The organism is Enterococcus sp. DIV0175 (assembly GCF_050529075.1).
Classification (GTDB): domain Bacteria; phylum Bacillota; class Bacilli; order Lactobacillales; family Enterococcaceae; genus Enterococcus_B; species Enterococcus_B thailandicus.
Map to the genome: position 1 here is coordinate 2,627,837 of NZ_CP172880.1, position 21,530 is coordinate 2,649,366.

General features: G+C 32.8%; 24 protein-coding genes and 1 pseudogene. 10 read left to right on the forward strand and 15 right to left on the reverse strand.

What is annotated here, in order from left to right:
- Positions 1 to 100: 100 nt before the first annotated feature.
- Positions 101 to 616 (forward strand): PadR family transcriptional regulator, encoded by a 516-nt coding sequence (locus tag IGJ76_RS12460; RefSeq protein WP_071869008.1) that lies wholly within the window; start codon positions 101 to 103, stop codon positions 614 to 616.
- A 40-nt stretch (positions 617 to 656) separates the two neighbouring features.
- Here IGJ76_RS12460 and IGJ76_RS12465 read toward each other — a convergent pair whose 3' ends face one another.
- The 5 genes and pseudogenes from IGJ76_RS12465 to IGJ76_RS12485 all read right to left on the reverse strand — a co-directional run bounded on the left by IGJ76_RS12465 (position 657) and on the right by IGJ76_RS12485 (position 3,563).
- A complete protein-coding gene (locus tag IGJ76_RS12465; RefSeq protein ID WP_067484568.1) occupies positions 657 to 1,100 on the reverse strand; it encodes a DUF2798 domain-containing protein in 444 nt (147 codons plus the stop codon).
- A 124-nt stretch (positions 1,101 to 1,224) separates the two neighbouring features.
- Positions 1,225 to 1,854, reverse strand: coding sequence for a nitroreductase family protein (locus tag IGJ76_RS12470; RefSeq protein WP_067484565.1), 630 nt, complete (start codon positions 1,852 to 1,854; stop codon positions 1,225 to 1,227).
- 1 nt (position 1,855) lies between these two features.
- Entirely contained in the window at positions 1,856 to 2,296 is a 441-nt protein-coding gene (locus IGJ76_RS12475; protein ID WP_067484562.1) for a MarR family winged helix-turn-helix transcriptional regulator, read from the reverse strand.
- A 256-nt stretch (positions 2,297 to 2,552) separates the two neighbouring features.
- A pseudogene (locus tag IGJ76_RS12480) lies at positions 2,553 to 3,232 on the reverse strand (type 1 glutamine amidotransferase domain-containing protein).
- A gap of 1 nt (position 3,233) precedes the next feature.
- Positions 3,234 to 3,563 carry an ArsR/SmtB family transcription factor gene (locus tag IGJ76_RS12485; protein ID WP_071869005.1) on the reverse strand — a complete coding sequence of 110 codons (330 nt, stop codon included), beginning with the start codon at positions 3,561 to 3,563 and terminating at the stop codon, positions 3,234 to 3,236.
- 183 nt (positions 3,564 to 3,746) lie between these two features.
- On the opposite strand from IGJ76_RS12485, the gene IGJ76_RS12490 reads away from it, so the two are divergent.
- Positions 3,747 to 6,299: an HAD-IC family P-type ATPase gene (locus IGJ76_RS12490; RefSeq protein ID WP_067484552.1), complete on the forward strand. Its 2,553-nt coding sequence runs from the start codon at positions 3,747 to 3,749 to the stop codon at positions 6,297 to 6,299.
- A 12-nt stretch (positions 6,300 to 6,311) separates the two neighbouring features.
- On the opposite strand, the gene IGJ76_RS12495 is transcribed toward IGJ76_RS12490, so the two are convergent.
- Positions 6,312 to 7,760, reverse strand: coding sequence for a helix-turn-helix domain-containing protein (locus IGJ76_RS12495; protein ID WP_067484550.1), 1,449 nt, complete (start codon positions 7,758 to 7,760; stop codon positions 6,312 to 6,314).
- A 562-nt stretch (positions 7,761 to 8,322) separates the two neighbouring features.
- Here IGJ76_RS12495 and IGJ76_RS12500 point away from each other — a divergent pair.
- The 4 genes from IGJ76_RS12500 to IGJ76_RS12515 all read left to right on the forward strand — a co-directional run bounded on the left by IGJ76_RS12500 (position 8,323) and on the right by IGJ76_RS12515 (position 11,167).
- Complete coding sequence (locus IGJ76_RS12500) at positions 8,323 to 9,039, forward strand: LytR/AlgR family response regulator transcription factor (RefSeq protein ID WP_218657998.1); 717 nt, start codon at positions 8,323 to 8,325, stop codon at positions 9,037 to 9,039.
- Positions 9,040 to 9,132: 93 nt separating this feature from the next.
- Positions 9,133 to 9,705 carry an accessory gene regulator B family protein gene (locus IGJ76_RS12505; RefSeq protein WP_075491462.1) on the forward strand — a complete coding sequence of 191 codons (573 nt, stop codon included), beginning with the start codon at positions 9,133 to 9,135 and terminating at the stop codon, positions 9,703 to 9,705.
- Positions 9,702 to 9,860 (forward strand): hypothetical protein, encoded by a 159-nt coding sequence (locus IGJ76_RS12510; RefSeq protein WP_157495874.1) that lies wholly within the window; start codon positions 9,702 to 9,704, stop codon positions 9,858 to 9,860. Before IGJ76_RS12505 ends, IGJ76_RS12510 begins: the two co-directional genes overlap by 4 nt.
- The gene (locus IGJ76_RS12515) at positions 9,857 to 11,167 is read left to right on the forward strand and encodes a GHKL domain-containing protein (protein ID WP_231885453.1); all 1,311 of its coding nucleotides are present in this window, start codon (positions 9,857 to 9,859) and stop codon (positions 11,165 to 11,167) included. Before IGJ76_RS12510 ends, IGJ76_RS12515 begins: the two co-directional genes overlap by 4 nt.
- An 86-nt stretch (positions 11,168 to 11,253) precedes the next feature.
- Here the strand turns inward: IGJ76_RS12515 and IGJ76_RS12520 are convergent, their stop codons facing one another.
- From IGJ76_RS12520 to IGJ76_RS12560, 9 genes are all read right to left on the reverse strand, one after another.
- Positions 11,254 to 11,751, reverse strand: a complete 498-nt coding sequence (locus IGJ76_RS12520; RefSeq protein ID WP_067484544.1) for a hypothetical protein — start codon at positions 11,749 to 11,751, stop codon at positions 11,254 to 11,256.
- Positions 11,748 to 12,338: an ATP-binding cassette domain-containing protein gene (locus IGJ76_RS12525; protein WP_071869002.1), complete on the reverse strand. Its 591-nt coding sequence runs from the start codon at positions 12,336 to 12,338 to the stop codon at positions 11,748 to 11,750. Before IGJ76_RS12525 ends, IGJ76_RS12520 begins: the two co-directional genes overlap by 4 nt.
- Positions 12,338 to 12,856, reverse strand: coding sequence for a hypothetical protein (locus IGJ76_RS12530; RefSeq protein ID WP_143353554.1), 519 nt, complete (start codon positions 12,854 to 12,856; stop codon positions 12,338 to 12,340). The genes IGJ76_RS12525 and IGJ76_RS12530 overlap by 1 nt, the downstream gene beginning before the upstream one ends.
- A gap of 1 nt (position 12,857) precedes the next feature.
- Positions 12,858 to 14,030 carry a hypothetical protein gene (locus IGJ76_RS12535; RefSeq protein ID WP_176694881.1) on the reverse strand — a complete coding sequence of 391 codons (1,173 nt, stop codon included), beginning with the start codon at positions 14,028 to 14,030 and terminating at the stop codon, positions 12,858 to 12,860.
- Positions 14,014 to 14,277, reverse strand: a complete 264-nt coding sequence (locus IGJ76_RS12540; protein WP_067484535.1) for an uberolysin/carnocyclin family circular bacteriocin — start codon at positions 14,275 to 14,277, stop codon at positions 14,014 to 14,016. The genes IGJ76_RS12535 and IGJ76_RS12540 overlap by 17 nt, the downstream gene beginning before the upstream one ends.
- Before the next feature lie 1,187 nt (positions 14,278 to 15,464).
- Positions 15,465 to 16,100, reverse strand: a complete 636-nt coding sequence (locus IGJ76_RS12545) for a hypothetical protein (RefSeq protein ID WP_071868165.1) — start codon at positions 16,098 to 16,100, stop codon at positions 15,465 to 15,467.
- Between the two features lie 1,026 nt (positions 16,101 to 17,126).
- A complete protein-coding gene (locus IGJ76_RS12550) occupies positions 17,127 to 17,429 on the reverse strand; it encodes a hypothetical protein (protein ID WP_270344882.1) in 303 nt (100 codons plus the stop codon).
- Between the two features lie 39 nt (positions 17,430 to 17,468).
- Positions 17,469 to 18,215, reverse strand: coding sequence for a hypothetical protein (locus IGJ76_RS12555; protein ID WP_270344883.1), 747 nt, complete (start codon positions 18,213 to 18,215; stop codon positions 17,469 to 17,471).
- A gap of 79 nt (positions 18,216 to 18,294) precedes the next feature.
- Entirely contained in the window at positions 18,295 to 18,780 is a 486-nt protein-coding gene (locus IGJ76_RS12560; RefSeq protein ID WP_270344884.1) for a hypothetical protein, read from the reverse strand.
- Positions 18,781 to 18,904: 124 nt separating this feature from the next.
- On the opposite strand from IGJ76_RS12560, the gene IGJ76_RS12565 reads away from it, so the two are divergent.
- The 4 genes from IGJ76_RS12565 to IGJ76_RS12580 all read left to right on the forward strand — a co-directional run bounded on the left by IGJ76_RS12565 (position 18,905) and on the right by IGJ76_RS12580 (position 21,478).
- On the forward strand, positions 18,905 to 19,369 hold the full coding sequence (locus IGJ76_RS12565; RefSeq protein WP_270344885.1) for a helix-turn-helix domain-containing protein: 465 nt from the start codon (positions 18,905 to 18,907) through the stop codon (positions 19,367 to 19,369).
- Between the two features lie 393 nt (positions 19,370 to 19,762).
- Positions 19,763 to 20,113, forward strand: a complete 351-nt coding sequence (locus IGJ76_RS12570; RefSeq protein ID WP_095803876.1) for a hypothetical protein — start codon at positions 19,763 to 19,765, stop codon at positions 20,111 to 20,113.
- 204 nt (positions 20,114 to 20,317) lie between these two features.
- Complete coding sequence (locus IGJ76_RS12575) at positions 20,318 to 21,163, forward strand: rolling circle replication-associated protein (RefSeq protein ID WP_095803877.1); 846 nt, start codon at positions 20,318 to 20,320, stop codon at positions 21,161 to 21,163.
- 39 nt (positions 21,164 to 21,202) lie between these two features.
- Positions 21,203 to 21,478 (forward strand): helix-turn-helix transcriptional regulator, encoded by a 276-nt coding sequence (locus IGJ76_RS12580; protein WP_002340127.1) that lies wholly within the window; start codon positions 21,203 to 21,205, stop codon positions 21,476 to 21,478.
- Positions 21,479 to 21,530 lie beyond the last annotated feature (52 nt).

The following is a 21,530-nucleotide window of genomic DNA, read 5'->3' on the forward strand; positions in this document are numbered from 1 at the left end:
AGCATCATACATGACTCAAATTACATGTCAATATGCACATGTAATTTGAGTATATTTTTTATGATATAATAAAAAAAAACGGAGAAAGGAGTATTACTCAGTGAATACTTTATCTTATATTCTATTGTGTGTTCTTTTAACAAAGCCACGATCTGGCTATGAGTTAAAACAATTGATTAATATTTTCTGGGAGGCACACCATAGTCAAATTTACACAACTTTAGCGAAACTCGAGCAACAAGGTTACTTGTCTATCTTAGATAACGAGCAACATTCACAGAAAAAAATTTATGAGCTAACGAATGAAGGACGTTTACTCGTTGAAGAATGGATTAAGGAAGAGACACCCTCACCAACACAAAAAGACGAATTTTTAGCAAAAATCTATGCCTTTTCTACATTAGATAAAAACACAGCAAATGGTTTGCTATTTACACGTGAACAACAATTGAATAAAATACTTCAAAAAAACCAAGCCAAATTAGATGGCCTTACCTCAACAAAAAAAGAAGACTTTGGACGCTATGTCGTCATCAAACGAAAAGTTCTTCTTTGCCAACAAGAAATTTTATGGTGCCAACAGGTAAGAGATCAAATGCAAGCTTTCTTTGAATAAAAATAGAGTGTGTCACCTGTTGAGATGACACACTCTATTTTTATTTTGTTTGGATGATGTTCAATACTTTTCGAGAAAAAGGTCCTACGAAAAGGAGTTGTAAAGGTAAAGCTACAATGACATTCATTTTCCAAGCGTTCAGATACGCCGGTAATAAATTATCCGAGATCCCTTGTTCCATTATTACACCAAAAAGTGACATACAAGTAACCATGCCAGTGACCATTAAACAAGAAATTGTTAAGATAATAGGTACTTTTTTTTCTGGATTCAGTGGCAGTTTAAATGCAATTTTTTTTGCTAAAACACCGATGACAAAAACATCTAATATGAAGGCAACAATAAATCCTGGAAGTAGCCCTATCATAAATTTTGTCAAGTAAAGCTCCTGATGTAACCATAAATTATAGATGCTCATTCCAAAAACCATTGAAAAGCACATCATCGTAGTAAAAATAATTCCTTCTTTTTTATTTGTAGGCACTCAAATCATTCCTTTCATTTTGTCACGAGGATTATCGTAGCACAGACAAAAAATTCTCGTAAGCATTTATTTTATTTATCATAAAATAAATAAATCTTGACTTGAGTACTTAAAAAATGGGAATTTATTTGAAAGTAGTTAGTTTGTCAGCAGCTAAGCGAACAGACTCATACCCTTCTTCTACTGCTTTTCCGATGGATAAAATGATTACTGGTACGTATCTTTCTTTCTCCAAATCAAAAGCTTCTGCTAGTTGGTCTGCTTCAAATCCACCAATTGGATTCGTTTCGTACCCGTGTTCACGTGCGACCAACATGAATTGCATTGCAGCAAGACTAGAATCAACTTTGACTATATCGTTCATTTCTGACTTAGAAAATGATTTGTAGTAAGGAATGATTGCTGCCAATTGATGATCACGAACTTCTTTTGGCATCTTGCCAGCTTCATATGCTTGATTGTAAATTTCTTCACCATATTCATAACATTCTAGATCACCAAAAATCATCACCATAGCTGAAGATGTATCATTTTGTTTTGTATTGAAACGAATCAGTGGACGCAATTTTTCTTTTGCTTCGTCACTTTCTGCAACAACAAAACGCCATGGTTGCATGTTCACTGAAGAAGGAGCTGTTGTTGCTTTCTGAATCATGGTTAACATTTCTTCATGGGGGATTTTATAAGTTTCATCGTACACTCGGACGGATTTTCTACCATACATAATTGTTGAAAAATCTTTTGCTTTTTCCATTTTATTCCACTTCTTTCGTTTTGATTGCTGATAATTGCGTATTTAATTTATTAAGCAACACTAATAGCTGTGACATTTCTTCTGGTTCAAATGCCGGCGATAAAATGCTAGCCATATCCGTGTGCTCTCTTTCGCAGTTTGAAAGTTTCTCTTCTGCTTTAGCGGTGAGGGTAACAACTACCTCACGATTATTTAAAGGATTTCGTTGTCGTGTAACGTAACCCTTTGTTTCTAATAATTTTAGGTGCCTGGTTACCGCTCCTTGATCGATTTGTAAGAATGATTGTAGCGTATTTTGTGAACAAGGATTCTTTTCTCTTAAAAGCGTTAATAATTCATAACGCGTCAAGCTCAATCCAATATTCTCTTCAAAAATTTGAATAATCTTTTGATCTGCTACTTTAATTTGATATAAAACATGACTAATTTCTTCTAAAGACATCTGTTCCTCCTCACACCAACCATTGACTTGTCAATCATTGACTCGTCAATAATAAAGCGATTTGTTGAGAAACGCAAGAATTTTTGCTTGTTAAATAATTTTTTTATTGGCGATTCAAGATGTAACCACTAATATTTTTTAATAATGTATATGAACAAGTTAATAACTTAGTGATATTTTTGACAAGAGGGTATTAGCTTACTGCACAAAAAAAACTAGCCAACAACGTAAGAAAGTTAGTTAGCTAGTTCGTTAATTAAATTAATTCAGCAATCAATAATTTGGCAACCGCTCGCACAGAAAACGGATTTTGTCCTGTTATCATTCGATCATCTTTGATTGCATATTCACGATAAAATCTTTTCTTCTTGAAATGGCCGCCACGTTTTTCGACCGCCACTTGGTTCAAAAATGGGACAACAGATTTTTTCCCTGCGATGATTTCTTCAGTCGTAGTAAATCCAGTAATATTTTTACCTTCAATCAAATAGTTACCACTCTTTTATCTTTAATATTCAATAGTCCTGCTACCCCATGACACACAGAAACCAGATACCCATTGTTATCATAAATAGTAGACGCAAGATTTTGAATTGACAAATCATCCGGAAAATCCCACATCACACCATGTCCTCCAGTATAATAAATCGCAGCATAGTCAGCCGGATTCACTTGGTCTGGACGCAAAGTGTCCGTCAATCCGCTATGAATAAAATCAGGATCTTCATAAATTTCAAGAATTGATTCATCTATGTATTTCATACTGCGTGGATCAAGCGGGACAAATCCACCTTTTGGGCTAACAAAATCGACTTCAATCCCAGCATTTTTCATTTCAGCCACAAATTCAGCCGCTTCGCCTAACCACAATCCAGTTGGCTCCGTTGTCCCCTGATAATGAGTAACATTTGTTTCAACAATCAAGACTTTTTTCACGTTAATCAACCTCTGCGATAATTTGGCTCACGTCAACTAATAATTTTTGTAGTTTATTGATTTCAGCGGTTTCGTGTGTTAGATAATAGAAGTTTTTCGTTCCTTCACTACGATAATCAATAATTTTTGCCTCTTTTAAAATTTTTAAATGATGCGATACTGCTGGACGGGATAAATTCGTTATTTCAGTTAACTCATTCACTCTTACACCTTGGCAAGCACGATCTTCTAGCAATCTAATGATAATTGCCTGGCGTTTTTCATCACCCAAAGCGATTAAAAAATCACTCACTTCTGAGAATTCTTGTTTTAAATTCGTAAAATCAGGCATCTCGTATTCTCCGTTCATATTTTTAAACCATTAAACCATCAAAGTAGTCTTCTTGTCAAATTAGTTATCCTTTTTCCAGTGATGACGCATCTTTTTCACCCTCCCCTGAAATTATCGACCAGAAATCAGAAAATTTCTCTATATACTTAAGGTATCAAGTAAATAATTACAGGAGGAAACAAGATGAAATGGTATAAACTTTCAACTGAACAAGTGAAGCAAAAAACGCGTGCTGAAACAGCTGGACTGACACAACAGGAACGTCAAGCTCGTTTAGAAACTGATGGATTAAATAAAATTGAAAAGCAAGAACAATTGAAACCATGGCAAAAGTTTGCGAAACATTTTACGGATTTATTGATGATTGTCTTGATGATTGCCGCATTACTCAAGTTTTTCACCGGAGATATCATTGGCGGGAGTATTATTTTGTTAGTAGTCGTTATCAATGGGTTGATTAGTTACTGGCAAGAAAGAAAAGCTGAAGACTCTTTAGATGGGCTCAGAAATATGATGGGACAAGAATCAGTCGTCCTTAGCGCTGGTATTCAAGAAACGATTGATGCGGAACAACTCGTCCGAGGAGATATTGTTATCCTAAAGGCAGGAGATGTTGTCCCGGCAGATCTACGTTTGATTGACACACACGATTTAACCATTGAAGAAGCTATTTTGACCGGGGAATCTTTAGCCGTTGAAAAGCAAAGTGCCACGATTGAAGAAACATCACCAACAGGAGATCAAGTGAATATGGCATTTTCTGGCACATTAGTTCAAACAGGCTCTGCCCAAGGTATCGTTGTCGAAATTGGAAATCAAACTGAGATTGGGAAAATCAACAAGGCACTTCAGTCTGTACAAGTGCAGACAACCCCTCTTATTAAAAAAATGCACCAATTAAATAAATACATTTTTCAAGGCATTTTGGCCCTGATCGTATTCTTACTTTTCTTCTCTAGTTTAAGATACGGACTGGAATTGAATCTGATGTTCTCTGCTTCAGTTGCACTGATTGTTTCAATGATTCCAGAAGGATTACCCGCTGTCTTAACAATGATCCTTTCAATGGGCGTCAAAGAAATGGCAAAAGAAAATGCTATCATCAAAGGCATGCCAACAATTGAAACACTAGGTTCGATGACTGTCATTTGCTCCGATAAAACAGGAACATTGACCAAAAACGAAATGACCGTGATGGACGTCTTAACTGATGAACCACAAATGATGAAAGAGATCATGAACAACTGTCAAGAATTAAAGACTAAAGACGATCAACCAATCGAGCAATTAAAAGGGAACCCAACAGAATTAGCCTTACTAAACTACGTCAAAAATGATGAGTTAACTTTAAAACCAGTTCTAGGCAAGATTCCTTTTAGCTCAAGTTACAAATACATGGCCACTGCACATTCTATCGACAAGCAATTTCTTGTTTTTATCAAAGGCGCACCAGAAGTTTTGATGAAAAAATCACAATTAACTGAACAAGAAAAATTAAATTGGGAAAAACAATCTACACAATTAGCAGAAAAAGGCCAACGAGTTCTTGGTTTCGCCTACAAGACCTTCACAGAGCCTACAGAATTAACCCATGAGCTTTTAACCAATCTGAACTTCGTTGGTTTATCTGGTATCATTGATCCTCCAAAAGAGAGTGCGATCCAAGCCGTCAAAGAAGCTCAGCAAGCTGGAATTTCAGTCAAAATGATCACAGGAGATCACAAAGAAACAGCTAAAGCCATTGGCATTCAAATTGGATTGAAGCACACAGAAAATGTGTTAGAAGGTGTCGACATCGATTTGTTATCAGATGAAGAACTTGCTAAACAAGTCCAAAAAGTTGATGTTTTTGCTCGAACAACGCCTGAACATAAGTTACGAATCGTCACAACTTTACAAAAAAATGACGAAATTGTTGGGATGACTGGTGATGGTGTCAATGATGCGCCAGCACTAAAGAAAGCAGATGTTGGAATCGCTATGGGAATCAAAGGTAGTGAGGTCAGCAAACAAGCCGCAGACATGGTTTTAGCTGATGATGACTTCCATACGATTGCTAAAGCAGTCAAAGAAGGACGCAGACTCTTTGATAATTTGCAAAAAACAATCAATTTCTTCTTACCCACCGCATTAGCACAAGGGCTAATCGTGATTGTTGCTTTATTGTTGAACCGTCCACTTCCCCTAACTACTGTTCAAATTTTGTGGGTCAATATGGCTACGACCATTACACTTTCCTACGCTTTAGGATTTGAAAAAGCAAGTCCAAACGTGATGAAGCGCCCTCCTAGAGAAACAAATGCTGGCATCTTGTCACTGTATAATGTCTTTCGGATATTCTACGTATCCTTGTTAATCATGGTGCCTGCCTACCTCTTATCCATTCAGTTCGATGGCGCTGCATTACAACAAACTGTCTTGTTACAAAGCATCGTTTTAGGTCAAGCAGTCTACATGATTAATTGTCGCGAATTACTTGATCCTTCACTCAACCAAGGCATCTGGAAAAACAAAGCCCTGTTTATTTCACTAGGCATCTTGTTCATCCTTCAAGCAATCGTGATTTTCTTACCAGCTGCTCAACAATTGATTGGCACAACTAGCTTATCCCTTAACCAACAATTATTGATTTTTGGCAACGCATTGGCTCTGTTTTTCATCGTTGAGCTTGAGAAAAAAATCAGTAAAAATTTTTTAAGCAAAAAAAAAGCACCTAACCATGAGTCTGTCTCCTAAGAGAAGACCTGGCTAGATGTAAGAATGATTCGTGAGTTCAGTCAACCGACTGAGCTCATTTTTTGTAGGTATCAATGAAAGATAAAAAACCGGTAACGGAGAACTATCAATTGGGATATTTGAAACAATCAAATCACCGGCTTGATACGTGAGCTCATTTAATTGAGTCAATTCAATTGGTTCAATGCGAATCCGTTTGCCTAAATAATCAGACAACTCTTGTTGTAAAAATAATTTCCAAGCAGGTTCACTTTGAAAAATAAGATAAATAGTTATGGTGTGTGTTTTGATTGAGAAAATTGCTTGCTGGCACAACAAAAGAAAAATATTCACAAAATATGCTTGCTCTTTAATCGATGCGACTTTCAATAATTCTTGAAATAGTTCTTCCCCTATCATTTGGACGATGGGATATGCTTCATTTTGTTGAATCAACAGTTCTTGATACTCTAATTGAAACTGCTCTGAAAGACTGGGTGACTCAGCGTATTTCAATAATAGGATCAATAAATTACACTTCAAGTGTGTCTCGTGTAATTTGGGAAGATTGAGTTTTTCAGCCAATTTTTGAACCGTTTCTTGTGCTTTCTCAAGTAAGTTAGGATAGTCAGTATTTAAAACAGTCTTCACTTCTTCACCAAATTCATTGTTATAATTCCAGCTTTCAAAAAAACAGAAGAAAGCAAAAAACAGTTCTGATTCTTCAAGATAAATGCCTTCTTTTTTATACAATTTTTTTAATGATGGGACATATAAACATAACAGTGGATCCTTCTGATTAAATGAAAATTGGTTGATCTGGCAACCCGCCTTGATTCTGATCGTATTGATAAAGAACCAGCAAATGCCAAATATCTGTTCTGTTTCAACTTTCAGTTTAGTTGAGATATCTTTCGCTAAAAAGTATTGATAATGATCTTCGTGAATAAAATAGTCTTCAAAAAAATAATTATTATGGGTAAATGGCAAAAGTAATCTATGATAAAAAATCCGAATTGAGCTTTCTTCTCCAACTAGCTGTGCTGTTCCGCCTTTTAAACGAATGCGAATATGATAATTTTTTAGTTTCTGATTGACCTTTGTGGTGTGGCGTTTGAGTGTTTCCATTGAGATTCCTGTGTTATACAAAAAATCGGATAAATTTAATTCCTTTGTAAAGAGTAGCTCCTTGACTAATTGAAGAGTAATCGAGTGTGGCAAGAAGACTTCCCAAATATCATTTGTTGCAACTGTAATTTCACTAATCAATTTGATGCCATTATTGTCTGTAGCTATTTCCCAACCAGAAGGTAAATAACTACGAACGGAATTCAAATCTGAAAAAACGGTTCGTTCCGTCGTTTCGATTTTTTCGGCTAACTCTTTGACTGTAACTTGTGAATTATTAAGAAGTTGTTCCAACAATAACACCTGTCGATATAAATCTTTTTCTGTTATAAATTGTTTCACTAATGAGTACATACGGAGCCCCCTTTCCAAAAAATAATCAGCTCGTAAAAATTGGTGTGACAAATTTTTTATGTGTAAACCAACTGAAAAAATAGTTATTTCATCTTTTTGATCTATATCCATACTTTAATTAAATGATTGAATTTTGATTCGATATTCCCTGATTTGTAGCAGTTTCATGGTTTCCGACATCGTTTTCATTACTTTACTAAGTATAATTTTAAATAAATAAAATGAAAAGACTTAACTTGGTAAGGGATAAACTAAATTTGAATTTTGGTAGTTAATTAGTACTTACTTTCCAGAATAACTTTCATTACAAGCAACATTCATAAAAAATAATCCTTCCAAAAACTTGGAAAGTGCCTTGAAAAAATAGAATGGAATGGTACTCGATTGCCTTAAAAGTCTCTGTCCCATACTATATTCGTAAGCGAATGAATTCGCAACGACTCTAGCAGTTAAAGACGGGTTCTATTAAAATCCATGAGATGATATACTATTTATATTTAATACGTACGATAATTAAGCATGAAACGTTTTTAATGATAATAATGAATTTAGGGGTGATCATTTGGCTATATATATCTTAGAAGACAATATTGTTCAGGGTATCTATTTAAAGCAAATTCTTGAAAAAAAGATACTTGATCCTCATGAACAAATTCATCTTCATTCAGACATCGAAAGCATATATGAAAAAATATATTTAAACAGTGAAATGAACCTGTATTTCATTGACATTGATCTACACAAAGAAATCGAAGGCGGTTTTAATGGTGCGAAAAAAATTAGAGAAATTGATAAAGATGGGCTAATCGTTTTTGTTTCAAGTCACTATGAACTTGCCTTGAAATCATACAAATATCTCGTAAATGCTTATACATTCATCAATAAAAATGATGATTTAGAGACATTTACAACTGAGATTGCTAACTGTGTTTCAGCATATAATAACTCAAAAGCATTAACTAATACCTCTGATTTCATCTCAATAGAAACCAAATCAAATATATTTAGACTCGATCCTTCTCTTATATGCTATTTTGAAAGTATCGGAATGCACAAAATTGCTATCTACGGTATATCTTTCTATAAGGAGTTTTATGGTTCGTTAAGTGAGATATTACCGTTACATCAAAGTTTTAAAAGAGTACATCATTCTTATATTGTTAACATAAATAATATTACTGATATCGATCGTAAAAATAAACTTATTAAAACCAAAAGTAGGAACCAAATTCCTATTTCTAGAAAATATTATAAAGAGATCACACAGTTAATACTGTGATGTTAGGAGTGTTTAATGGTCAAATAGGACGATCATCTTAAAATGGGGAAAATTTGGGTTATTATATTTTTTATATGGAGGGATTAAGTTTTAATGGTAAACTACATCGCACAAAAAATTTTCCTTATTTCAGTAGATGATAACGACGAAAGATCAATTTACACTCGATATTATATTGAATGCTATTTAGTAGGGTTACAGAAGCTTTGCGAAATAATCATATTGGCTGCTTTATTTAAGACTTTCAAAGAAACCATTATTGTAGGCTTTTTAATGACAGTAACACGCAAATATTCAAAAGGTTGGCATTCAAAATCTAAACTGGGTTGCTCCGTTTTAAATGCACTTTTTTATGTAGTTATTCCCTATTTTATTGGAAAAATGAATTTCCAAATTTCTTATTTTGCTTTAGCAATAATAGGGATTGTAGTCTTACTGCTAACTGCTATTTATGCCCCACAGTTTAACGCTGCAGAAATGAAAACGACAAAAGAAAAAAATTTGAATACAAAAGTTAAAGCGATCAGTGTAAATTTAGGCATTTTCATCATTTCCATCTTTTGTCCTAATGAAATTCAAAATCTTCTTGTTTACACATTAGTATTACAATCGTTAATGATTTATCCTCCATTAAAAAAATTTATTACAGGAGATGCTTACAAATGAAAAGTTTAAAATCTTACTTCAAAGAAAAAATTGAAAAGAAAGTGGATGCAGCTGTGTTAGCTGAAAAGGGAGCGATTGATGTTACTGCTATTACATCACCTAAATTTATGGGGCAATGGTTTTATGAAGTAGAAAAACCTAAAATAAAAAAATGATTATTTTCTACTTAATTGGGGCATTTTTATCCAGTTACTTTGTTACCTCTTTATACTTTTTTCTGTTAGGAAGTTCTCAAACTAAATTTAAACATAAGGCAATTTCAGCTATACTAATCTTTATTTTTCTTTTTGTAATTGGTTCCTCCTCTTTCCCTCAATTTCAGTATATTTTTGTTATTGCAATTTTAGTTCTGATTGGTTTTTATTTAAAAAAACAGGAAAAGAAAACTTTAGTCATATTTTTAAGTATATTTACTGTATTGATTTCGGCCTTTTTGAATTTTACCGAACAATCTATCAACACAATCATCTTTAGGAATTATTCAAAAGAAGAACTAATAGTCTCTGTTTTAAACATCATTTTTCTTACCTTTAATATATTTATAATCAGGGTAGCAAAGCCAGACAAAGTCGCTTCAATGCGAGATTATTTACGACCCAATAAGTATCTTATCCCAATGATACTTATAAATATATTCTTGCTCGTATTGTTTTCTGAATTGACAACAAGTTATGCTCCAATAGAATTTATCCAAGATTTATTTTTGAATGACAAGGGACTAATGTACTTGTTCTTTTCACTTGGATTATTTACACTTTTGGTACTTATCCAATTTGGAAAACATCACACAGAGAACGAACAGAATATCTTACTTTTGAGAAATCTAAGTGACTACAATAACGAGATTGAGCGTTTAAATGATGATTTAGCAATGTTTCGGCATGATTATTTAAATATACTCCACACACTTAGAATAGCTATTGCTAATGAGGATCTGGCGCAAATTAAGGATACTTATGAGCATGTGCTGGCACCTACAGAAAAGTTCCTTTTAAATATAAGTAAACAAAATACAGCTCTTTCAAAAATTAAAAATATTGAAATAAAAAGCTTAGTTAGTTATAAATATGAGTATGCAAAAAGAAGGAACCTATCCGTTTTTCTCTCAATCAATCAGCCAATATTTTTTGATCAAACAGTTGACTTAGTCATGTTAGTACGTATTTTATCTATTCTATTAGATAATGCGATTGAAAATACGATACCTACTGAAGATAAATCACTTTGGATATCTATCAATAAAGATATCAATAGCACTAATTTTATTATTGAAAACTCTTTTGAAGGAACCTTCCCTGAAATGAACAAAAAGAAAGAACGATATACTACAAAAAGCGATAAAAACAATCATGGACTAGGACTACTTTATGTAAATCAAATAACTAAAGAAAACGATAACTACGATTTAGAAACAACCATTGAAAACCAAATTTTCTCTCAAAAATTAACCATAAAAATATAAAAAAAGAGATTGTGAATGCAACGCCCCTAAAAGTTAGACTAAAACCTAACTTTTTTGAAGGATGCAGAATATTCACAGCCTCTTTTTTATATTCTATTTACTAAACCATTCATAGCATACATTACCATTGAGATAACCAATATGATTAAAAATCCTTTTCTATCTTTTGAAAGAATGTAATAAATAATACTATTTAAAAGTAAAACGATTGCTGGGGTACTCAATAAAACTAGTGAGTTAGTAACGTCAATAAACATTGAAACAAATAAAAATATCACTCCAACAATGCTCATCGAAAGCGTCACTGAAGGAAAGATTTTAGTTAGATTCTCTTTTGAAGTGTTAAAAAGTTTAAGTCCCATAAAATAAATTCCAGTTTGAAAAAAAAGTAAAACAAAACCAAACAAAAAGATTGCAATTCCACAAATTATTAGCAATTTACTAGCAGGTATTCCCGTTTCGTGAACAGCTATATCAAATACAGGTTTGAATATCGGTTTCGTAATTAGCTCTATTAACATCAACATCAATACAATTGAGTAGAAAACTGACATAATCACTTTAAAAAATATATTGTCTTTCATTGATTTACTATTCCTTCTTTCGTTAGCTCAATTTTTTTGTAAGAATTTATATTATCAAAGTTATGAGATACTATAATTACTGGACATTTTTTAGTTTTTAGTTGCTCAAGTATAACTTTCTTAGATTGTGGATCAATTCCAGATAATGTTTCATCAAGTACGATCAATCCCCACTCTTTGGCTGCATATAGTAGTGATAAACCAACCTTTAATTTCATTCCTAAAGAAGCTAAAGCATACTCAGTATCAAGCTGTTCTTTACTATATAAAGTTTCTGAAAGCAATTCAAGAATTTCATCTGTGCATCGCTCCCCATATAACCAGTAAAGCAATTTAATGTTATCTCTGATTGACATATCAGACATTCCTATTCCTACCGCTTCTAAATATAAGGAAGATAATCCTGACTCGTTTTTTATTTCTCCTGAATCTGGGGATTCTATCCCTGTTAATAAATTCATTAACGTAGTTTTTCCTACTCCGTTTTTTCCGTATAGCACGTAAATTTCATCCTTTAAAGTATAATTCAGCTCATTGAGAATTTGATTATTTGTATATTTTTTTTTCAAGCTTTTTATTTCTATCATTAGAATACCCCTTCTACTATTGCAGCAATTAAAATAACTAATAATGAAGCTAAATATACTTTTCGAAGCTTCATAAAAGTTGGTACTAAAGTTTTCCAGCCTTTAAAAAATAATTGATAAAACATGGTTATAGACAAAAATTGAAAACAAAGAATATTTGGTATCTCCAAAAATCCATGAGGAAATAAATTTTTTAATGTTTGAATCACCCCAAAATTGATTGCAGATTGCGCAATAGGTACAGAAAGAAGGATATCGTCTTTAATAATTAATACCGGAGCAACTGGAAAAAATAAATACTGTAAGTAATTTAGTAGATTGTTGACAAAGATGGCCTCAACATATTCTAGCCCTTTTACAGGAGGGGTTGAGACTAACTCTTCAGTTTGTAAAATTCCACTATATTGGTAAAACAAGAATAGAATTAGAAAAATAAAAATTGAAACCACAAAAAATAGTATTACCCGTTTCTTTATATTAATGTTTACATCTAAAGTATCTATAAGAATTCCTCCCATCCTAAAAAATAAAGAAAGTGAAGATAATCGTAATCGGCAAAAATTCACGCAAAACTGAATTTATATGAGATCTTGTCATCAATTCTCTTTCCAAAAAGAACAAATAATACATGGACATTAACGGTATGTAGATAGTCTCAACGATACTCGGAATAATAAACTCAATAAAATTTCGAGAGTAAAAATAATTTGCAATCAAAATAATAAAAATAGTGAACATTGACAGTTTAAAATATAGAGTTGAAACAAATCTTTTAAAAAATGAAATTTTTGCAGATTTTAGAGCTTTAATTTTTGCTAATGGTACTTCGAAATCTTCTAGCTGATTATCAATTACAATTTCGTATTGGACAAGTAACATTAAAATAAAAGTAATTGCAGGGGAAAACGAAGCACCTAATTTATGAGCGATTAATGGCGCAATCACCCCTGGCACCAGCATGAATATCTTTTGCTTCTTATCACTGAATATTACGTTGTATAACATCGTTTTTAAGACAGAACGACTAGTACTATTTTTAGATTTAGTTACTTTTTGAAAATAAAAATCGTTAGGATTCCTAAAAAACAAATAACCAATTATTGACAATAAAAGATAAAGCACATATTTAATAATAAGATTCATCTGCAAAATAGTTGTAGCTAAAAAAAAGACTAATTGAAGTGTTGTGACTGCCTTTCCTCTTCTTGACATAACTATTTCTGCAATCAACACTTGAATTGATAAAATGAATAGAAAAAATAGATCAATCGAATGAATAAAATTACCTTGAATAAAACTAGCACATACAGAAGAAGCAAAAAACAGAACGCCTACTAAAATAAAAGGATTATAATAAAGGATTAACCATAAAAGAAATCTCTTTTTTCCATGATTATTCGCTAATACTACCCTGAATTTTTTCATGTTGAAGACATCACTAGTCAAAGGCAAATTATAATTTAGTAGCAAGACGAAAACACTGAATGAAAATATGACATTAGAAAAAACGGAATCAAAAAATCCCAATAGTAGTGCTGAAATAAGGTAAACACTCGAAGCGACAAAAAATAATGATTTTGTTGACCATGGCCAATTTATTCGTTTCCGATATTGCGCTAAAAGAAGTTTTTTTGGGAAAATTAAAGGCGACTTGATAGTCGCCTTTAATACGTTTTTACCAAGCTGCTGCATATTTAGCTCCATATTTTTTAATCAATGATTTCGCTGTAGCAACAATCCCAGCTGTAATCAAGCCGCCTCCAACAACAGCAGTGACAAGAGCAATGATTGTAGCGACTGCGCTACCAGTATTAATTATGTCAATAACTTTTTTTGCTGCATAAGAAGAGATCCCAAGGTTAGCAGTTAGCATTGGTGCACCCACAAATAATCCTACGATACCTACAATTGGTAAAACTAATAATAAATTCTTTTTCATAATACTTCCTCCATGTTTTATTGTTTAAAAACTGTTACTACCACCACTGAATAAATCACCTAGCTATCCATAAATAGGTGAGAAAGCAGGTTCATCATCTCCTTGAAGCTATTTTCTTATATTGATCAATTAATAAGATATTTTTAGTTTATTCGTTGAAAAGTTCCATGTTTTAGAAATTACCTAAATAACAGTTTAAAGTGCCTAATTGGTAAAGTATCCTAATTTCTAGCAATCTACAGCTGTACTAAAAAACACGATAGCCTATTAGCACGTACTAGGTGCTTTTAGACTCAATCTCATCCTTTCTCATTGGATGATCTCATGCTTAATTGTGTACTTATCCATAAACTATTATTTGTTTTCTTTAAAAAAAGACTTTTTTATGAAAAACAGATCACGCTTGGCTCAACAAGACTTTACAAAATTCTAAAGATGGAAAATTTCTCAAGTTAGTTCAAAAATGTACAAAAACCGTGTAGTGAGAATTGCACAGTTCAGTCTACGAAGATGAAAGTTTTTGGAAAGAGGCTCACTGTTCTACAATTTTCGTGAAATAACGTATCTCATTTGTTAGATCCTCAATTTTTGTTGGACGAGCAGAACTAGTTTTTCACTGATTAGACGAAAAAGGTGATAATTAGAAGCAAGTTGCCTCTAACCTATAGATTCGAAGTCGTAATAAATAAAAAAAAGACACCTTCCAAAAATTGGAAAGTGTCTGAAATGTTGATATATAAGATATATTAACGTTTTGAAAATTGAGAAGCTTTACGAGCTTTTTTAAGACCTGGTTAGCCCAACCATTTTTTAAAACAGCTTCATGATGCTTTAATAGCAACGATTTAGAGAGATTAAAACACGAAAAATTTTATTGACTTTCAAATTATTTGAAAGCAATGGTGTCAATTACTTGCGAGCCGATTCAAAACTATCAATCATATATATGCATTTTATTAAATTGTAGATATTTCATATCAATCTATTAATCAACCTTACTTTATTTAGTTCTACTACTTTTTTTTGCAAATAAGTATCCTGTTAGGATAGCTGGAATACCAATAAATAGTAACATCATTAATCCGGAAAGATTAAAAAAATAAGATACAAAAAAACATACAAGAGTTAACATTAGCATTAAAACATGCAATTTACTTAGTAAAAAATCCCCCATCATCTTCATGCCATCACGGAACACTAACTGTATAACTCATTGAAATTCCAGTAATATTCAATCCAACATCAACTTGTTTTAGGTGATTGTTAACTGCCCATCCCACAGTTCCTCCAATAGCAGCGCTAATTGCGCCTACTAGACCAGCTGTTATTGGATTGACAGCAAATTTTTTCAGATAAAACCCACAATATCCAGCTGCAAATCCCCCAGCAACTACTGCCGACATTCCTCTTACTGTTGATCCTAGCTTAATATGAAGTCCAACAAATCCTCTTAAATTTGATTGATCCATAGATTTTGTTTTTTCGTTTAAAACTGATAAATCTCGCAAGTCTTTATCTGATAAGTTTAACTTAGTTCGTAATTCTGGATTGCTTAAGTCTAATTGAATATTTCCTTGAGAATCCTCATAGAAATAAGGCTCCAAATCAATTGATGTACTTAAATTATTATTTGATGCGAATGTAGTTAGGCTATCTACATCTTTAAAGTAAATCGAATCATCTGTTTTTAAAACACCTTCATACTGAACGCTATTAACAACCATATTCTTTTCTTCTGATGCAGAAACATTGCTTCCTCCAAAAAACAACCCTGTCATACAACTTGCAAGTAGCATTGCTGGTACTAATTTTTTAAAAAACATTAAAATCCCTCACTTTCATATACATTCTTTATTTTTTTGTTGTTTTCCTTTCAAATTACCATTTTTATTTTTTTTTACTTATTGTGCATCTTTTGAAAAAGATAAAAAAATGTAGATGTAACTCCAAAACTAACTGCAAGAATATAGCTCTTTTCTAGCAATGAAATAATCATCAGTAACAGAAAAAACACCTGAAACACTCGAAGCCTTAATTTTATATTTCACTTAAATCCCATAAAATAGTCGTCAAATCCAACCGCAGCTGGAATCCCAGCCTCAGCAGAAATTCCGGCTCTCCACCATCATCTGACAAGGTTCTATTTTTTCATTTCTTACTACTTCAGGAACTTTTTCAAAATTACAATTCAAAAAATTTATTAGCTACAAGTAAAGCTCGATTAAAAAAAGCACTATTGATATTAAAACTAAGATATAGAGATCAGAATATACTAGTACAGCAGATACAGCTAGCCAACTAAGAAGAAAAAAAACTTGTTTATTTTGAGTCCAAGATAACCATCTTTTTCTATCAATACCTACAAACATGTATGCTAAAATTGGAAAGATAGTCATTATTATATTAGTAGTTGTCTCTAACATTTATACCCCTTAGCTTTCTCTTAAACTCAATTACTAAATATCTTTGTAAGTTTTCTGGAAAAGATAAAAAATTGTAGAACTAATTCCAAAGCTGAAGGTCAAAATATAGTGTCTATTTAAAAGTGAAAATAGCATCAACAATAAGAAAACAATTTGCAATAGTCTGAGTCTCAATTTGACGTTTCTTCTAGAACCCATAGAAATTCCTCCTCAAATTTGTCCAACTATGAAACTGAAGTGTAAACTCGAACCGTTTAACCCCCTTTTCCATTTATCAACAGTTTCCTCTTAATAAAAAATAGATACTTTCGATAAAACATACTGAACCAGCTACGGAGTGGGGTGGAGTAACATAAAAGTTAGTGAATTTCTATTTATATCTTACTTATTCTAAACTATTTTTACTACTTTTGTTCCAAAGTAACTTTACTTTCTAGTACTTAAAAGTTGAAAAGTATATCCAACAACATTTCTACCAAAATAAATTGTTAGTAGAATAAATAAAGCTAGTAGAAGCAGATCCCAATTAATTTGGAAATCTCCAATTAGTACTTTTAGCATAGATAAAGTTATAAGAAAAAATATCAAAAATATTATTATATTCAACATGTAGATTCCTACAGCAATGAATACTTTGAAGTAACTCTTTCTTTCATTTTTAGTAGTAAAATCAAATAAATCATCAGAGAAGACAAATATCCAGTAAAGTATTTCTATAATAATATCCATATACTTTCTCCCCATAAAGAATCATTTCTATTCATAACTTTACCACAATTCAATCCATCCATTACCTCTAATTTTATCAAATCTACTATTATCAATTTGTTCTGCAATAAATGTTCCGGGATCCAAAATTTTCATAATAGTTCCACTCAAGCCTCCAATAATTTTACCCAATTGTTTAAATCTCAAAGTAGCCATGAGTCTGCTTTGAAGAGCATTTACTAACGCATTCCATCCCTTTTTCTTCACATAAGCAGAAATAGATCCACCAGTAATTACGCTTAGTCCTGTATTAATGATTGCACCTAAAACGCCAACAGAAAGCAGCCCATGTGATTTGCCCATAGAATTTAGATTAGGTAATATTTGAATCCCAAATTCTTCTTTTAATCTATTTTGCATCTCGGATTGAGCCTTCAAAGGATTTTGATAATAATCAGAGTTTGAATCAAACACTCCAAGAATATACTCTGCTGCTACTGCCTGCTGCTCTACAGTCTCAATCCCATCAATTTGCTCTGCTGACTTTGCTGCCACTTGTAATAGAAAGTTCTTTTTATTCTGAGATAGATTTTGAATATCAATATCTTCCGACTCATTGGAGTCTATCAGACTATTCTGTTCACTTACATCTAACTTTAACCCCATGATGGTAGTAGGATTATCAGGTTCAGAACTATCGATTGAGGTCATATTCTCTGCTGCTTGTACAGTAGAAGTAGTTGTTACTGCTATAGACAGTACCGTCAGCATAGCAATTGTCAGTGAACCTATCTTTAAAAATTTCATTATTTTTCCTTCTCTCTTAAAATCAATTATTAGCAATCTTTCTTATCTTTTTAAGCATCATAAAAACATTTCTAACTATTTAAATACCATAGAAATAATCATCAAAGCCCACTGCCGTTGGAATGCCCGCTGCTGCTGAAATCCCAGCTCTCCACCACCATCTGTTTTTTTTATAGCTTGCTACAGAAAGACCAAATCGTTTATGTGCCTCTTTCGCTGCCCAATGCCCTGCTCCATATCCTACTCCAGCTATTGCGATTAATGCTAATACATCATCAACACCAAAGAAACGTACCTTATCATGTTGAAAAATCAGTTTATCTAATTTATCCTGTTGCTCAGGATTCAATTCAAAAGATTGGGTTTTATCAATTGAATCTAGATAACATTCAGATAAGTTAAATTGTTTTTTTATATCACTTTTTTCTTTTTGAGATTCTGAATAGTCAATTTTTTGATTATCCGTTATTTCTGCTGCGAAGGTAGTTAGTGGTGTCAAAGTAGATCCTAAGATTAATGATAAAACTAATACTACCCCTCCTTTAGTTGCAAAATTTTTTTTCATTGTACATCCTCCTAATATGATAAAATTGGTTTTGAAGTTACAAGGAAATTATCGATGATATCACTACAATTTACTGTCAAAATCCTTTGACATTTATTTGGAATTGCATTTTGGAGGATAAAAAATGGAAAATAGATTACGTAATTTACGAAAAAAAAATAATTTGACTCAAGAAGAACTTTCGCTACAACTAAAAGTTTCTAGGCAGACAATCTCGAATTGGGAACGAGGATTTTCTCAACCAGATATGGAAAATTTACATCTATTAGCAAGTTTTTTTAAGGTTACGGTTAGTTATTTAATTGATGGAGATACTATCCCAGATGCGTCTCCTATCTATGAAGCTAAGGAACCACAACCAGTATCTTTGGACAATCAAAAACTTTCACTTCTCAAATTATTGACGTTAGCATCCTGTTTAACTCCACTTGCCGCATTTGGGTTATTATATTTGGTAAATGAATATAAATTTGGATTGAGCGAGAAACAATATAGATTCTATTCAAAATTTGGAATTTTCCTCTCCGCTATTAACCTAGTAATAATTGTATTAGTAATATCTGATTTAACTATTTTCTCTTATCTGTAAATTGAATAATTTTCTCCCGCTGTCATCGTAATTTCTAAAAATCACTAAAATAAATTCCGAAGACGTGTAAACAGACCGGCTAGCAACGCAAAGCCCGGTTCGTCTACACGTCTTTTTTAAGTTTTATAAAAAATGTCCTTCACCATTGAGGATATAAAAGCTTAAGAAACTCTTACAATCAAAATGTCTACCCCCTTTTTTTCGAAAAATGTCCCCCTCCCAAATTGTAGTAATAATGAAGGGTAATCAGATACCTATCTAAGTTTTTGATGAAAAATGAATAGATTAGTATCAAAAATCAAATTTAAATTGTTGTTATTAACGAAGGAAAAAAAGAAAGGTAGCTACCAACATTCTATGAAAACCTTCAACATATAACTAAGGAGGGCTATTATGCCAATTAAAATCAACGATCTTACCTTACCAAAAGAAAAACTCGAAAAAGAATACCAAGTCGTCAATGTTACTCGCTGGCAAAAAGATGGGGAAATTCTAGGCTGGAGTTACGAATGTATCCTACCTAAACTCCGCTACGAAAAAATCAGTGTCAAAGTCAAATCTGAAAATCCCGTGATTACTCCGGAAGAACTTACCCAACAAGGTTTAGCCATGGTTACATTTGCCAATTTAGTGATTGCACCTTGGGGTCGCTCTAACGCTCAATTTGTCAGCTATGGTTTATCAGCCACGGCAGATGCGGCAACTTTGATTCCAAAAAAACAAGGTAACACTACGCAAAACTAATTTTCCTATGGGTTTGTTGGGTGGTTAGGACGAAACGGCGGGGCAGCGCCATAGAGCCGTTTCTGTCCGTTAAGACCGCCCAATAAATCCATAGGCTGGAAGGACTGCTTTGCAGGACTTCCCCTTAACTTGATTTATAGAACAACATCAGGCGAAAAATGATGGTTCTTTGACAACTGAATACACATCAAGGAGTGATGATTTTTGAAAGCTTATAATCAGAAAATCATTGAAACTCCCACGTACCTTGAAATTTATGATTATGAAGCAATCATTACTCCTAAACAAAAAGCAGACAAAAATGAAACCAACCCAAAACGAAAGAAAGAATTAGCTTGGCTTTATGAAGAAGAAAATCCAACTAGAGATAAAAGAAAAAACTATGATGAATTATCTGCTCAAGGGCAATACGACAGCTTAAAACGAAAACAAAAATACTATCAAAATATGCGCTTTGAAATCGCCAGACTCGTGGATATGAACTTTGACAATCAGACAAAATTTTTAACCCTCACTTTCAGAGAAAACATTCAAGACATTGCCTATGCGAATAATGAATTTAAAAAATTTATCAAACGACTAAACTATGAACTCTATCATACAAAAAAAGCACATCTAAAATACCTTGCCACGTGGGAAAAACAAGAACGAGGTGCGATCCATTACCACATCATCCTATTTGACTTTCCTTTTATCTCTATCAATCGCCTTACTACCATCTGGGGACATGGATTTGTCAAAATCAACAAGATTGATGTGAATAGTATCGAAAACCGTGGACGCTATATCAGTAAATATTTCGATAAAGACTTGGATTTGAAAGAGCATAAGAAAAAAGCCTTCTTCAAATCGCGCAATCTCAAAGTGCCCAGAGTCACAAAGCAACTCGTGGATCAACCTTTTGATTCCACAAATCAAGAGGTACTTTATACCAATGAGTATCTCGTAAGACGTCCGATATTTTATAGTGCGATAAATGAAGGTGGAAATCCAGAACAAGTGATGGATTTTCAAGAAAGTACTGTTCGCTATACCAAGATAAAAAAATAATTCATTATTCCCTACGCAAAATTCAAAGGAAGTGAGAACATGACCGAAATGAAAATTTTACTCAGTGATGATCAGATGGGCATCATTTCTACTCAACTATCTGATTTAATCACAACTGAAATCGAAAAAATTAAGACACAGGAAAACCTGCAACACCGCTATATGAATAAAAAACAAACTTGTAACTATCTACAAGTTTCCAATAATACGTTAGATGGCTGGATTAAAGAGGGCTTGCCCCTTATTCAAATCCACGGTTCAAATAGATTTGACCGTATCGCCATTGATCAATGGCTAGCAAGCCTAGCAAAATAATTCCGACATCGTTATACTCCATATATAGTATTTGATTTCGGCTCGCAAATTC

Coding starts and splice junctions, on each gene's coding strand:
- IGJ76_RS12495 (WP_067484550.1), bottom strand. CDS start 7,760: ATGTACTCATTAGTGAAACAATTTATAACAGAAAAAGATTTATATCGA.
- IGJ76_RS12490 (WP_067484552.1), top strand. CDS start 3,747: ATGAAATGGTATAAACTTTCAACTGAACAAGTGAAGCAAAAAACGCGT.
- IGJ76_RS12565 (WP_270344885.1), top strand. CDS start 18,905: ATGGAAAATAGATTACGTAATTTACGAAAAAAAAATAATTTGACTCAA.
- IGJ76_RS12485 (WP_071869005.1), bottom strand. CDS start 3,563: ATGCCTGATTTTACGAATTTAAAACAAGAATTCTCAGAAGTGAGTGAT.
- IGJ76_RS12550 (WP_270344882.1), bottom strand. CDS start 17,429: ATGGATATTATTATAGAAATACTTTACTGGATATTTGTCTTCTCTGAT.
- IGJ76_RS12545 (WP_071868165.1), bottom strand. CDS start 16,100: ATGTTTTTTAAAAAATTAGTACCAGCAATGCTACTTGCAAGTTGTATG.
- IGJ76_RS12475 (WP_067484562.1), bottom strand. CDS start 2,296: ATGTCTTTAGAAGAAATTAGTCATGTTTTATATCAAATTAAAGTAGCA.
- IGJ76_RS12510 (WP_157495874.1), top strand. CDS start 9,702: ATGAAAAGTTTAAAATCTTACTTCAAAGAAAAAATTGAAAAGAAAGTG.
- IGJ76_RS12570 (WP_095803876.1), top strand. CDS start 19,763: ATGCCAATTAAAATCAACGATCTTACCTTACCAAAAGAAAAACTCGAA.
- IGJ76_RS12525 (WP_071869002.1), bottom strand. CDS start 12,338: ATGATAGAAATAAAAAGCTTGAAAAAAAAATATACAAATAATCAAATT.
- IGJ76_RS12505 (WP_075491462.1), top strand. CDS start 9,133: ATGGTAAACTACATCGCACAAAAAATTTTCCTTATTTCAGTAGATGAT.
- IGJ76_RS12555 (WP_270344883.1), bottom strand. CDS start 18,215: ATGAAATTTTTAAAGATAGGTTCACTGACAATTGCTATGCTGACGGTA.
- IGJ76_RS12535 (WP_176694881.1), bottom strand. CDS start 14,030: ATGCAGCAGCTTGGTAAAAACGTATTAAAGGCGACTATCAAGTCGCCT.
- IGJ76_RS12470 (WP_067484565.1), bottom strand. CDS start 1,854: ATGGAAAAAGCAAAAGATTTTTCAACAATTATGTATGGTAGAAAATCC.
- IGJ76_RS12515 (WP_231885453.1), top strand. CDS start 9,857: ATGATTATTTTCTACTTAATTGGGGCATTTTTATCCAGTTACTTTGTT.
- IGJ76_RS12560 (WP_270344884.1), bottom strand. CDS start 18,780: ATGAAAAAAAATTTTGCAACTAAAGGAGGGGTAGTATTAGTTTTATCA.
- IGJ76_RS12530 (WP_143353554.1), bottom strand. CDS start 12,856: ATGGGAGGAATTCTTATAGATACTTTAGATGTAAACATTAATATAAAG.
- IGJ76_RS12520 (WP_067484544.1), bottom strand. CDS start 11,751: ATGAAAGACAATATATTTTTTAAAGTGATTATGTCAGTTTTCTACTCA.
- IGJ76_RS12580 (WP_002340127.1), top strand. CDS start 21,203: ATGACCGAAATGAAAATTTTACTCAGTGATGATCAGATGGGCATCATT.
- IGJ76_RS12540 (WP_067484535.1), bottom strand. CDS start 14,277: ATGAAAAAGAATTTATTATTAGTTTTACCAATTGTAGGTATCGTAGGA.